The following is a 12689-nucleotide window of genomic DNA, read 5'->3' as shown; positions in this document are numbered from 1 at the left end:
GTGGACCCCGACCTGAACATCGAATCGGAACTCGTACTGGGACGACCCGAAGGCGGCGGAAGTGGCGAGGAAACCTCACGGCGGCAACGACGGCGGTGACGCGCCCAGCGGCAGGCCTTCGCAGCGCCACGGGAACATCGACGCGAGCAGCAGCGTTTCCGGCGCGCAGTCCAGCATCCAGCAGTCGGCGCAGGCGGGACGTCCGGGCGGTTCCGGCCCGGCGTCCACCGGCAGCACCAGCGCGCCGCCGTCCGGCAACGGCCAGCAGACCGGCCCGGACCTCGGTGGTTCGGGGCCGGACAGCACCAAGCCGTCGGGCACCGATGCTCCTGGCGGGCCGAGCGGGACGTCGCCGTCCGGCCGCACCGGTTCGCCGGACGACTCGTCGATCCAGGGGAACAACCGCGGCGCCGACGCCGAGCGCGTGCCGGACAAGGACAAGAACACCTGCGGTGACCCGATCGACGTCGCCAGCGGAGACATGGTCCTGCCGCAGACCGACGCGGAGCTGGCGGGCGTGCTGCCGCTGGTGCTGAACCGGACGCACCTGTCGTCGTACCGGGTGGGACGGCACTTCGGCCCGAGCTGGTCGTCCACCGCCGACCAACGGCTGGAGATCGACGGCGGCGAGGTCTCGTTCGCCGCCGACGACGGAACGCTGCTGTTCTACCCGCTGCCCGCGGACGACTCGCCGGTCCAGCCGCGCACCGGCCCGCGCCGCGCGTTGACCCGCACGGCGGACGGATTCACGATCACCGACGTCGAGCAGGGCCGCACGCTGCACTTCGGCGTCGGCCTCGGGCGCGCGGTGCTGCCGCTGCTGGCGATCACCGACCGCAACGGGCACCGCATCGACTTCGACCGCGACGCGGCCGGAACTCCCCTGGAGATCCGCCACAGCGGCGGCTACCGCATCCGGGTCGACTCCGAGGGCGGCCTGATCACCGCGCTGCACCTGCGGGAGGCGGCGGACGGCGAAGACCTCCCGCTGGTGCACTACCGCTACACCGGTCGCAGGCTCACCGAGGTCACCAACGCCTCCGGCCTGCCGTTGACGTTCACCTACGACAACACGGGCCGGATCACGAGCTGGACCGACCGCAACGGCGCCTGGTACCGCTACGGCTACGACCACGAAGGACGCGTCGTGCAGGCCGACGGTTCCGGCGGCTTCTTCAGCGGCACCATGTCCTATGAGGACGGCGTGACCCGGTGGACGAACTCGTTGGGGCAGCAGACCGCCTACCACCTCAACGAACGCGGCCAGACGATCCGCGAGGTCAACCCCGCGGGCGCTGAGGTCCGTTCCGAGTGGGACGAGTTCGACCGGCTGCTGTCCCGGACCGACCCGCTCGGGCGCACCGTGCGCTACGACTACGACGAGTCCGGCAACCTGCTGGCCGCCACCCGCCCCGACGGCTCGCAGACGCGCTTCGAGTACAACGACCTGCGGCTGCCGACGACGGTGATCGCCCCGGACGGCACGGTGTCCCGCCGCGAGTACGACGAGCGCGGCAACCTCACGCGGATCATCGACCCGCTGGGCGCGATCACCACGTACACCTACGACGAACAGGGCCACCTCACGGCGATCACCGACGCCCTCGGCGGGGTACGCCGGTTCGAGACCGACGAGGCAGGACTACCGCTCACCGTCACCGAGGCGACCGGCGCGACGACCCGCTACGAGCGGGACGGCTTCGGCCGGGCGTCCGCAGTGATCGATCCGCTCGGCGGTGCCACCCGGATCGGCTGGACCGTCGACGGCAAACCCGCCTGGCGCACGCTGCCCGACGGTGCGACGGAGCGCTGGATCTACGACGGAGAAGGCAACCTCCGGACTCACGTCGACCCGCTGGGCCAGGCCACCCACACCGAGGTCACCCATTTCGACCTGCCTTCGGCGGAGGTGCGGCCCGACGGCGCTCGGCTGGAGTTCGGCTACGACACCGAACTGCGGCTGACCAGCGTCACCAACGAGCAGGGCCTCGTCTGGCGCTACGACTACGACGAAGCCGGAAACCTCGTGCGCGAGACCGACTTCAACGGCCGCCAGGTCGCCTACCGGCACGACGCGGCCGGGCAACTGCTGGAACGCACCAACGGCGTCGGCGAGACCATCTCGTTCGTGCGCAACGTCCTCGGCGACGTCATCGAACGCCGCACCCCTGGCGCCACGACGACGTTCACCTACGACGCCGCGGGACACTTGTACGAGGCGATGGACGCAGATACCCAGGTTCGTCTCCAACGCGACGCGACCGGGCGGGTCTTGGTCGAGTCCGTCAACGGCCGCGCCGTCGTCTCCGCTTACGACGCGTTGGGGCGGCGCACTCGGCGTCTGACGCCGTCCGGTGCGGAAACCACGTGGCAGTACGACTCCGACCACCGGCCGGTTGCTCTGCACACGACTGATCGCACGCTGCGGTTCGACTACGACGTCGCCGGGAACGAGATTTTTCGTGCGCTCGGCCCGAACGCTGTCCTCACCCAGGACTGGAATGCCAACCATCAGCTGCTCTCCCAGCGGATAACCGGTGCAGGCGGCCGGCATGTGCAGCAGCGCTCGTACACGTACCGGGCTGACGGAATGCTCACGGGGATCAACGACGCGCTCAGCGGCCCGCGCACCTTCGAACTGGACCGCGCTGGCCGCGTAACCGCCGTGCGTGCTGTGGGTTGGACGGAGCGCTACGCCTACGACGCGGCAGGGAACGTCACCGACGCCGTTTGGCCCGCGCAGGCGGGCTCTGCCGACGCGGACTCCCTCGGTGAACGTGCGTACACGGGCACCTTGGTCCGCAGGGCGGGCTCGGTCCGCTACGAGCACGACGAGCAAGGCCGCATGGTTTTACGTCAGAAACGTCGTTTGTCTCATAAGCCCGACACGTGGCAGTACTTCTGGGATGCCGACGATCGCTTGATCGGCGTGCTCACTCCTGACGGTTCCCGTTGGCGTTACCGCTACGACCCGTTGGGAAGGCGAGTCGCCAAGCAACGCCTCGGCCCCGGTGACCGCGTGCTGGAACAGGTCCACTTCAGTTGGGACGGTGCCGTCCTCGCGGAACAGGCACACGTCGGAGATGCCTTCGACGGTCTGCAGCCCGGTGATCTCCACGTGACGGTGTGGGACTACGAACCTGGAACGTTCCGTCCGCTGATCCAACGCGAACGCGCACCCCTGCGCCACGCGCCGCAGCAGTGGGTGGACCAGCAGTTCTACTCCATCATCACCGACCTCGTCGGCACACCGGCGGAACTCATCAACGACCAGGGCGGAATCGCCTGGTTCCACCGCACCAGCCTCTGGGGTCGTACCCTCGAACGCAGCAGGACCGGTGCCTACACGCCATTGCGTTTCCCCGGCCAGTACGCCGACCCGGAAACCGGCCTGAACTACAACTTCCACCGGCACTACGACCCGGACACCGCGAGGTACACCGCTGCCGACCCGCTCGGGTTGGATGCGGGGCCGAACCCGCACCGCTACCTCGACAACCCACTGCTGCGGATCGACCCGTTGGGGCTGTCCGCGTTCACGCCGCTGCAGCTGGGATTCACGAATCGATGGTCCCCCGTCGACTACCAAGGGCAGCGCGTCTACCAGCGAGATGACTTGATGAACCCGGCTTACGTATCCCCGGAGGACAACTACGGTCGGACGAACTTGAAGAGGATGACCCAAGGACTCGCGCCGATGGGGCCGGATGACAAGCCGGTCAACATCCACCACGTGCTGCAGACGCACGACGGGCCGCTCGCCGAAGTCACTCAGTCAATGCACCTGGCTCAAGGTGACTACAAGGGGAGCGGTTCGTACAATACGTTGCATTGGAAGTCTGGTACGGACATTCCGAGTGGTATTGACCGGCCTGCTTTCGAGGCATGGAAAAAGGATTATTGGAAAGAGCGAGCCAAAGGATTCGGGTGGTGTCCGAAGAAATGAGCAGTGTCGATTCAGTGTGGCAACTCATCGAGATTGTCAGGAACAATCCGGACGAATGCAATTACACGGGCGGTATGAGCGAGGAGGACATCGAACGCGCGCAGAGCGAGCTCGGGGCTCGGTTTCCCGCGTCCTACCGGCTTTTCGTCGCCGAGCTCGGCAGCTGCCAGGCTGGCAGTGTGGAGATCAAGGGCGTGAACCGGACGCCGACCGGCGGTGACCGCTTGCGCGGAACCGTTTCCGCGACTCTGGACGCCCGTGACGACGAGCGCTTCCCGCCCGGCCTGCTCGTGATCGAATACGACGGCATGGGCGGCATCATCGCGCTGGATTCCGAAGGACATGGCGGGGAACGCGAGTACCCGGTGGTGGCGTGGGATCCGGGTGCTGAGGACCGCGGCGGGCCTGAACGGCTCGCCGAGGATTTCGGCAGCTACGCGTTGCAGCGCTGCCGCCTCGGCCTGTCCTGACCGACTTGCCGCGGTCCTGGAGCGGCGGATCCCATGGGTTGCGGGGGGAGAAAATGGCCGTTCTGGGACGCCGACGACAGGCTGACCGGAGTGCTCACGCCGGGCGGCTCGCGCTGGCGCTACCGCTACGACCCGCTGGGTCGCCGAGTCGCCAAGCAGCGCCTCGGGCCGGGCGACCGGGTCCTGGAGCAGATCGACTTCACGTGGGACGGCGTGGTGCTCGCCGAGCAGGCCCACATCGACGGCGTGCCCGGCAGCCTCCAGGGCGGCGACCTGCACGTGACGGTGTGGGACTACGAGCCGGCACGTTCCGCCCGCTGACCCAGCGCGAATGCGCACCGCTGCGCCACGCGCCGCAGCAGTGGGTGGACCAGCAGTTCTACTCGATCGTCACGGACCTGGTCGGTTCCCCGGCGGAGCTGATCAACGATCAGGGCGGAGTGGCGTGGTTCCACCGGACCACGCTGTGGGGCAACACCCTCGACCACAGCCGAACCGGTGCCTACACGCCGTTGCGCCTCCCGGGCCAGTACGCCGACCCGGAAACCGGCCTGAACTACAACTTCCACCGCCACTACGACCCGGCTACGGGCCGGTGCGGGAGCAATGACCCGATCGGGCTTCTCGGCGGCATGGATAGTCACGCCTACGTTTCGAATCCGTTGGAGTTCTCCGACCCGCTTGGTCTTGCCCGGAAGAAGAAGTGCAGTGAAGAGATCTTTGAGCGGGGTTGGAGAACAGTTTCCATCCCTCTCTCAGGATGATTGGGATGCTGCGTTGCGTTTGGTGACGCTCATGGTGTCCGCACTGCATGAATCGCCCGCAGAAACCAGGGGGCCGTGAGCTGAAGCAGTGTCCTGGATCAGCTCCGCTCCGGGTAGGTAGTAGCGATCTTCGCAGGAGGGCCGGACGTGATCGTTAGGGCTGAGGCTGGGGGGTGACCTTGGTATCAGCGGTTCCCGGCGAAAAGGCCGTTCGGCCGAGGTTCTTCCTGCGGTGGCTGGGCACGCTGGGCGAAGCCGGTCGCGTGAGGTGCGCGGGTGAAGGTTCGTCGTCGCAGGGAGTTGGCTGGTAGTGGCGCGCAAGCGTGTGTTCTCGATCGTGCTCAAGGTGCTCCTCGGTGCGGTGCTGCTGGTCGTGGCCGTTCTGGTCGTGGTCGGGCCGTCGTCCGTGGCGTTGCGGGAGGAAGTGCTGCACGAGGAGCGGTCGGAGGACGCCGGGGTGACCTACGAGTACGGAGGGGCGCGGTACTCCAGCGATCTGTACCTGCTGCGGATGGTGCGCCCGACCGGTGTCGAGCACGAGTTGCACCTGGGGCCGCACGCCGAGGACTCCTACTACCCGGTGGAGGTCGGCTTCGGGGCCGCCGAAGAGCCGCGGATCCGCGAGGTGCGGTGGTTGCCCGACGGTGTCCGGGTGTCCTTCGAATCGGGGGAGGCGCTGGAAGTGCCCGCCGACAACTTCCGCAGCGTTCGGTGAGGGATGACGCCGTGGCGAACACCTGGCCGTGCGCTGGTGCGGGAGTTCTCCCGCTGCCTTCGGGGAAACTCGTGCGCGGACGCGGGCTGCGGGACCCGCTGCCCGCCGGTCCGGTACCCGATTTCGCGCTGCACCTGCGCGGTCGTCGCCCTGGGCCGACCGAGTGGGAGAGCCGGTGGGTGCGCTGGCCCGACTTCTGGCTCCCGCTGGACCGGCGGGACTTCGCCGATGCCTTGCGCGAACTGCTGGAGCGGACCGGTGCCGAACGCGTCGAGATCGCTTGCGGGGGCGGTGTCGGTCGAACGGGAACCGCGCTCGCTTGCCTCGCCGTGCTCGACGGCGTTCCGCGCGCGGACGCGATCGGCTACGTCCGGCGGCACTGCTCGCCGCGGGCCGTCGAAACCCCGTGGCAGCGGAGCTTCGTGCGCGGCTGGAGCGCGAGCTGACGGCGCATCGCCGTGAGCCACCGGGTCAGCGGGATCCGTTCAGGAATTCCAGGGCCAGCGGTGAGGCGATGTCGCGGAACTCGTCGAAGTAGGCGTGGCGGGCTCCGGGGAGGACGTGCTCGACGGCGTGCGAAATGCGTTCGGCCAGCAGGCCGGCGTTGACGACGGGGGCGAAGCGGTCGTCGTCGCCGTGCAGGATCAGGGTGGGGGCCTGGATCTCCGGCAGGTGGTCCCAGGCGTCGTGGCGGGCGCTGACCCGCAGGTGCAGGCGGGTGGCTTCCGGAGTCATCGACGGGTCGCCGAGGACGGTGCTCTGCTCCGGAGTGCCGGTCCACGCGTCGGTGTACATCAGCTCGAACAGCGCGCGCCGGCGCCGCGCCGGATCGGGGTTCATCAACGAGCGGCGCACCTGCTGGTCGCGCTCCACGGCGTGCGTGCCTCCGGGTGTGGTGCAGCCGAGCACCAACCGGTCCACCAGCTCCGGATGGTCGACGGCGAGCCACTGCGCGATGCGTCCGCCCATCGACGTGCCGTAGACGTGCGCGTGCGAGTGACCTGCCTCGCGGGCCACTGCGGCGGCGTCCGCGGCGAAAGACCGGGTCGTCCAGTCGGACTCCGGAGCCGACGTGGCTCCGGTGCCCCGGTAGTCGAAGGTGATCGTGCGGAACCGGTCCTCGAAGTCCGTGCGCACCCCGTCCCACCAGCGTTGTGAGTTCGCCTGGCCCTGCAGCAGGAGCAGGGCCGGGCCGTCCTGGTTGCCCTCGGCCCGGTAGCCGATCCGGGCGCCGTCGGTGGTGGTGAACTCGCGCATGGGGGCAGTATCGTCGTTCAACCGAAGCGGACCGCGGCCTGGGCGTGCACCGCGTCGGGATGGCTTCGCACCGAGAGCTCGGCCTCGTCGGCGGGGTCGCCCACCACCAGCACGGGATCTCCGGCGAACACCGGCCTGCGAAGCTTGTAGTCCACGCTGGACACTGGTCGATCCGGTGTGCGGTGCCGGGCGAGCTCGGTCATCCGCAGCACCAGCATCGGGCCGTGCACCACCAGGTCCGGATAGGACTCGACCTCGCGCGCGTACGGCGCGTCGTAGTGGATGCGGTGCGAATTCGCCGTGAGCGCGCTGAACCGGAACAGCCGCACCGGGTCGCCGGTGAACGGCTGCTGCCACGCCGCGTCGGAGGCCGGAAGCCGGTGTGGTCGCGGCACTTCCGGGGTCTTCGCTGCGCTTTCGCCGCTGCGGTAGACGTAGTCCTGCTCCTCGATCAGGCGCACGTCACCGCCTTGGCGGTACTCGCTGCGCACGGTCACGAACGCCATCTCACCCGAGCGGCCGGTCTTCACCGCGACCGCGCCCAGCGTCTGCGTCCGTTCGGCGGGAACGCCCACGGTGAGCGGGCGGGTGGTGGTGAGCCTGCCGCCCGCGAACATCCGGCGGCGATCCGGGAGGGGTGGCAGGAAGTGCCCCGCCGCCGGGTGCCCGTCGTCGCCGAGTTCGCCGTGCGGTGGCCAGCTCAGGAAGTACGCCCAGTGCCACAGCGCGGGCAGCTCGTCGCCCGCGGCGAAGCCGTCGCCGGTGTCGAGGACGGCGGCGAGTGCGCGCGCCGGTTCGGGTGGCATCGGATCCGCCTCCACGACCGGTCGCGGAGCCCATCCTCGGAGGTGGTCGTCGAGGTGCGGCACCGGTGCTCCTCTCATCTCGGTGCGCGACGCGCGGTCGCGCAGCCGTTCGGTCGGTGCGGCCCGGCGCTCGGGACGAGCGGCCGAGCGGGTGATTCCGCCGTGCGAATCACCTGGCCAGCTTGTGGTTCGAGGTGTGCGGGTGTCAACGCTGCTGCGAGCCGAAGCGCTGGATACACCCTGATCAGTTGATTTTCCTTTCCTGCAAGGAAAAGAGAGCACCAGTGGCCGATTTCGGTGACCGAATCGGGTCATTGACCCGGCGTTCCATGTGGCCGTACAACTGGGTTGCGGCGCCGACGTCGACGATCTGCGCGCCCCGCGGCGCCAGCCAGGCAGGAGCGAGATCATGAGCATCTTGGACATCCTGGGCCCGGACGAGCGGCTGATCCTCGACACGGTCCGGGACTCCGTCGACAAGGACGTCAAACCCGTTGCGCGGGAACTCGAACACGCCGACGCCATCTGGAAGCACCAGTCCATCGGGAACCTGCTCGCCGACATGGCCACCAAGCTCACCGCGGCCCGCCAGCTCACCTTGCACGCGGTGCGGGAGGCCGATGCGGGCCGCCGGGCGGACATGGAGGCGGGCATGGCGAAGCTCTGCGCGTCCGAAACGGCGATGGAGATCGCGCTGAACGCGGTGCGGGTGCACGGTGGTTACGGCTACTCCACCGAATTCGACGTGGAGCGCTACTTCCGCGACGCTCCCCTGATGATCGTGGGGGAGGGGACCAACGAGATCCAGCGGAACGTGATCGTCTCCCAGCTCGTGTCGCGCGGCGGTCTGGACGCGTGAGCGGCCCGGCGGGGCCGGCTACCGCCGGCGCCGACGAGGCGGGCGAGCGCGGCGGGTGCCGAGCGGTTTGGGCCGTCGGCAAGGTGAACTCGCCGCTCGGGATCGGTACCGGTGCTGGCCGAGGTGAGTGCCCGCAGCGAGGTGACGATCATCGGGTTGTTCGACGAGCGGATGACCGACCCGATCGAGGAAGCCGAGCAGCGCGCATCACCGTCGGCCACGCTTCGTCGACCGTGGCTGAGCACCTGAGGTGCGAACAGCGTCGAGACCTGCTGCCGGATCGACCGGGCCGATCGCGACACGACGGGTGTGCCCGTGGAACTCGCGGTGAGCCACTCCCTCCCCGAGCACTACTACGACCGGGTCCACCTCCGCCGAAACCTCCGGTGACCGCCACCGGGCCGACCGGTTCGAGCGCGGCTCGACGCGCCGTCGAGCCGCGGATCCGATGGAGGAGTTTCAGGATGTCGCCCTGCCCGGAGTGTTCCGGGTGCTGCCTGATCAGTTGGCGGACGAGCGCGGATGCTTCTGCGAAGTTTTCCGGGCCGACGTGCTCCATTTCGCCGCCGGACTGAGGTCGTCGGCCCGAGTTGGAGATCACCGACGTCAACGGCGCGCACTCGGCGCGCGGTGCGGCGGAGCTGGTCGACCTGGGGCGAGGTTTCGCTCGGTCGGACGTGGGCACGCACGAGTCGTCGACGGGAGCGGGGCAGTACGCCCAGGTCGTGGAGCGCCAGCAGGGAGTGCGGATCGCCTGCCTGGAAGAGATCGCGCTGCGGACGGGCTCATCGACCGGGACGCCTGCTACCGCCTGGGTGAGCGGACGGCGAACTCGGGGTGCGGGCGGTACGTCATGGAGATCGCCGCGGCCCGGTTCGCGCTGCGCGCCGTGACCTGACCGCGCCGCGGCCGAGGTTCAGGCTTCGATCCAGTTGTGCGCGCGGGCGAGGTCCGTGAGCTTGCGGCGCACCTGCACGATTTGCGCGGCGGTCAGGGTGGGGACCGCGTCCAGCAGGGCTTCGGTGAGTTCGGTGCGGAATTCGAGCACCGACAGCACGTCGCACAGGCCGTCGTCGTCGTGGTCCCGGCGCGGTCGGCCTTCCGGTTCGGCGTCCAGGAGCCGGACGTTCGAGGCCTTCAGGCCGCGGTCGCCGGCCTCGATCGCGAACTCGACCCGGGCACCCGGCCGGAACTGCTGCTTGGCCTCCTGGATGTCGTTCGCGTGCACGAACACGTCCTCGCCGCCGTCGTCGGGCGCGAGGAAGCCGTAACCGCGATCGTCGTCGAACCGGACGACCTTGCCGTTCACCATCGAGTGAACCCCCATGAGTTCGTAGCAGAGCTGAAGTGGTGCCGGTTGGCATAGTAATGACGCGCTCGCAGCAGGCGGGAGTCGGCTCGGCCGATCGGCCGCCGAGGATGGTCCGTGCGGCAGACGACCTCCGTCGTGGGTCCACAGTAGATTGATGCGGGACCTGGCTCGGGGAGGGCGACTCGCGAAGAAGATCAGCAATGCTGATCTGATCGTGGGATGTGCCGGTCGTGCAGGTGATGCGGATGCGTCCGCCCGGAGGTGACATCATGGCGCGGGTGAGCAGCCAACCAGAGCAATCCGGTCCGGTGGACGAGGCGGATGCCGCGATCCCGCATCCGCCGTTGACGCTGTACCTCGTCAAGAGGCTGGAGCTGGTGATCCGGGCGTTGATGGACGACGCGCTGCGTCCGCTCGGGCTGACCACGTTGCAGTACACGGCGTTGACCGTGCTGCAGAACAAGGGTTCGCTGTCCTCTGCGCAGCTGGCCCGCCGTTCGTTCCTGCGTCCGCAGACCATGCACGAAATGGTGCTGACCCTGGAAAAGCGAGGCTTGATCACGCGCGGGCAGGACGAGGCGAACAGGCGGGTGCTGCTCGCGTCGCTGACCGATGCCGGGTCGCGGCTGCTCGCCGAGTGCGCGCCCGCGGTGCTGGAGTTGGAGGACGAGTTGCTCGCCGACCTCAGTCCGGGGCAGCGCGAAACGTTCCGGGAAGGGCTGGAGCACGGCATCGCCACGCTCGCCGCGGTCTCCGAGGCCCGGCGGGCCTGAGTCGCGCGTCGGCGGGCGCTGCGCGCACGCGTCCGGCGCGGGATCGGGGTTCGGGTCTTGATGTCCGGTTGTGCCTTGTTCTTCGCTCGTCGATGTAACATTATCAGGAATCCTGAGTTCTCAAGGTGGTGAACGGGAGCGGATCATGGGATTGCTGCGGGACGCGGAGTGGACCGGCCGGATCTTCACCGGCGGCTGGGAACCGGGCACCGGCGGGCCGCCGCACCAGGCGATCGAACCCGCCACCGGCACCGTGCTGACCGAAGTCGGGCAGGCGAGCGCGCAAGACGCCCTCGACGCCGCGGGCCGCGCCGCGCGGGCGCAACGCGACTGGGCCGCGACACCCGTCATCGAACGCGCCGCGGTGCTGTCCCGCGCAGCCGCCCTGTTCGAGCAGCACGCCGCCGAGATCGGCGACTGGATCGTGCGCGAATCCGCCTCCACCCGGTTCAAAGCCGGCATCGAAACGGGTGCCGCCACCGCCGAATGCACCGAAGCCGCCGCGCTCGCCTCCGCGCCGCACGGTGAACTGCTGCACTCGCCGATGCCCCGGTTCAGCGTGCAGCGCCGCGTCCCGGCAGGCGTCGTGTCGGTCATCTCCCCGTTCAACTTCCCGCTGATCCTCTCCATCCGGTCGGTGGCACCGGCGCTGGCGCTGGGCAACGCGGTCCTGCTCAAACCCGACCCGCGCACCGCGGTCTGCGGCGGAGTCGTGATCGCCCGCATCTTCGAAGAAGCCGGACTGCCGCCGGGAGTGCTGCAACTGCTGCCGGGCGGCGTCGAAGTCGGCAGCGCACTGATCGACGCGCCGCAAGTGCGGGTGGTGTCGTTCACCGGTTCCACCCCCGCAGGCCGGGCCATCGGTGCGCGAGCGGCGGAGACGTTCACCCGCACGCACCTGGAACTGGGCGGCAACAGCGCACTGATCGTGCTCGACGACGTGGACGTGACGGCCGCGGCGTCCTGCGGTGCGTTCGGCAACTTCATCCACTCCGGACAGGTCTGCATGGCCGTGGGCAGGCACCTGGTGCACGAATCGATCTAGGAGGAGTACGTCGACGTGCTGGGTCGCAAAGCCGACGCGCTGCGGGTCGGCGACGGCTACCGGGACGACGTGCAGCTCGGCCCGATCATCGACGGCAAGCAGCTCGACCGCGCGAAGGACCTCGTCGACCGCAGCGTCGCCGCCGGAGCCCGGCTCGTCGCGGGCGGCACCCACGACGGGCTGTTCTACCGGCCGACGGTGCTCGCCGACTGCACTTCCGGCACCCCGGCCTACGCCGAGGAGGTGTTCGGGCCCGTCGCCTGCGTGCGCCCGTTCTCCGACGCGGACGAAGCGGTAACGCTGGCGGCCGACAGCGAATACGGCCTCAGCCTCGGCGTGCTCGGCGACGACCTCGCCACGGCGATGTCCATCGCCGACCGCATCCCGTCCGGGCAGGTCCACATCAACGACCAGACGTTCAACGACGACGCCAACGCGCCGTTCGGCGGGGTCGGGGCGTCGGGCTCGTCCAGGGTCGGCGGTCCGCACGCGAACACCGAGGCCTTCACCGAAACCCAATGGGTAACCCTGAAACCGACCGCTCCTACGTATCCGTTCTGAGCCGGGTTCGGCTTGGGGGAGTTCGCTCGGCTTGGCGGGTGGGGTGGGTTTTAGGGCCTTCCCCGGTTTGGGTGTGTGGTTGCTGTGGTGCGGTGGAAGGTCTTCTTTACAGCTCGTTTCAGAATGATCGGCGTGTCTGATGGCGATGTTTGATCGACTCGGTGCATGGTCTCGGCATGAT

The 12689-nt window shown here is 68.9% G+C and carries 13 protein-coding genes and 2 pseudogenes; 11 read left to right on the top strand and 4 right to left on the bottom strand.

Translation table 11 applies throughout. The annotated features are described in order from the left end of the window. Positions 1-75: 75 nt before the first annotated feature. Positions 76-435 (bottom strand): hypothetical protein, encoded by a 360-nt coding sequence (locus tag OOZ19_RS28740; RefSeq protein ID WP_266093302.1) that lies wholly within the window; start codon positions 433-435, stop codon positions 76-78. Between OOZ19_RS28740 and OOZ19_RS28735 the strand changes: the two genes are divergently transcribed. From OOZ19_RS28735 to OOZ19_RS28715, 6 genes are all read left to right on the top strand, one after another. Further along, positions 425-3946: a DUF6531 domain-containing protein gene (locus OOZ19_RS28735; protein ID WP_266093301.1), complete on the top strand. Its 3522-nt coding sequence runs from the start codon at positions 425-427 to the stop codon at positions 3944-3946. The two genes, OOZ19_RS28740 and OOZ19_RS28735, sit on opposite strands and share 11 nt — an antisense overlap. Continuing rightward, the gene (locus OOZ19_RS28730) at positions 3931-4416 is read left to right on the top strand and encodes an SMI1/KNR4 family protein (RefSeq protein ID WP_266093300.1); all 486 of its coding nucleotides are present in this window, start codon (positions 3931-3933) and stop codon (positions 4414-4416) included. The genes OOZ19_RS28735 and OOZ19_RS28730 overlap by 16 nt, the downstream gene beginning before the upstream one ends. Positions 4417-4449: 33 nt before the next feature. Beyond that, positions 4450-4737 (top strand): RHS repeat domain-containing protein, encoded by a 288-nt coding sequence (locus OOZ19_RS30050; protein WP_323055192.1) that lies wholly within the window; start codon positions 4450-4452, stop codon positions 4735-4737. A 44-nt stretch (positions 4738-4781) separates the two neighbouring features. Continuing rightward, positions 4782-5180 (top strand): RHS repeat domain-containing protein, encoded by a 399-nt coding sequence (locus OOZ19_RS30045; protein WP_323055191.1) that lies wholly within the window; start codon positions 4782-4784, stop codon positions 5178-5180. Between the two features lie 310 nt (positions 5181-5490). Next, positions 5491-5895 (top strand): hypothetical protein, encoded by a 405-nt coding sequence (locus tag OOZ19_RS28720; protein WP_266093299.1) that lies wholly within the window; start codon positions 5491-5493, stop codon positions 5893-5895. 11 nt (positions 5896-5906) lie between these two features. Beyond that, positions 5907-6341 (top strand): protein-tyrosine phosphatase family protein, encoded by a 435-nt coding sequence (locus OOZ19_RS28715; protein ID WP_266093298.1) that lies wholly within the window; start codon positions 5907-5909, stop codon positions 6339-6341. 25 nt (positions 6342-6366) lie between these two features. Here OOZ19_RS28715 and OOZ19_RS28710 read toward each other — a convergent pair whose 3' ends face one another. Together OOZ19_RS28710 and OOZ19_RS28705 are read right to left on the bottom strand one after the other, a co-directional pair. Continuing rightward, the gene (locus tag OOZ19_RS28710) at positions 6367-7152 is read right to left on the bottom strand and encodes an alpha/beta fold hydrolase (RefSeq protein ID WP_266093297.1); all 786 of its coding nucleotides are present in this window, start codon (positions 7150-7152) and stop codon (positions 6367-6369) included. 17 nt (positions 7153-7169) lie between these two features. Further along, complete coding sequence (locus OOZ19_RS28705; protein WP_266093296.1) at positions 7170-7958, bottom strand: HTD2 family dehydratase; 789 nt, start codon at positions 7956-7958, stop codon at positions 7170-7172. 520 nt (positions 7959-8478) lie between these two features. Between OOZ19_RS28705 and OOZ19_RS28700 the strand changes: the two are divergent. The 3 genes and pseudogenes from OOZ19_RS28700 to OOZ19_RS28690 all read left to right on the top strand — a co-directional run. Next, a pseudogene (locus OOZ19_RS28700) lies at positions 8479-8817 on the top strand (acyl-CoA dehydrogenase family protein); the annotation flags it as partial. 111 nt (positions 8818-8928) lie between these two features. Continuing rightward, complete coding sequence (locus OOZ19_RS28695; protein WP_266093294.1) at positions 8929-9066, top strand: hypothetical protein; 138 nt, start codon at positions 8929-8931, stop codon at positions 9064-9066. Positions 9067-9407: 341 nt separating this feature from the next. Further along, positions 9408-9710, top strand: coding sequence for a hypothetical protein (locus tag OOZ19_RS28690; RefSeq protein ID WP_323055190.1), 303 nt, complete (start codon positions 9408-9410; stop codon positions 9708-9710). Between the two features lie 23 nt (positions 9711-9733). Here OOZ19_RS28690 and OOZ19_RS28685 read toward each other — a convergent pair whose 3' ends face one another. Continuing rightward, positions 9734-10129, bottom strand: coding sequence for a cold-shock protein (locus OOZ19_RS28685; RefSeq protein ID WP_266093293.1), 396 nt, complete (start codon positions 10127-10129; stop codon positions 9734-9736). Between the two features lie 308 nt (positions 10130-10437). On the opposite strand from OOZ19_RS28685, the gene OOZ19_RS28680 reads away from it, so the two are divergent. Both OOZ19_RS28680 and OOZ19_RS28675 read left to right on the top strand, forming a co-directional pair. Beyond that, the gene (locus OOZ19_RS28680; protein ID WP_416309521.1) at positions 10438-10902 is read left to right on the top strand and encodes a MarR family winged helix-turn-helix transcriptional regulator; all 465 of its coding nucleotides are present in this window, start codon (positions 10438-10440) and stop codon (positions 10900-10902) included. 145 nt (positions 10903-11047) lie between these two features. Then, a pseudogene (locus tag OOZ19_RS28675) lies at positions 11048-12508 on the top strand (aldehyde dehydrogenase family protein). The last annotated feature ends 181 nt before the right edge of the window (positions 12509-12689 follow it).

The organism is Saccharopolyspora sp. NFXS83, assembly GCF_026241095.1.
In the GTDB taxonomy this organism is placed as follows: Bacteria; Actinomycetota; Actinomycetes; order Mycobacteriales; family Pseudonocardiaceae; genus Saccharopolyspora_C.
Note: the sequence above shows the minus strand (reverse complement) of the source record. Positions and strands in the feature narration are given on the sequence as shown.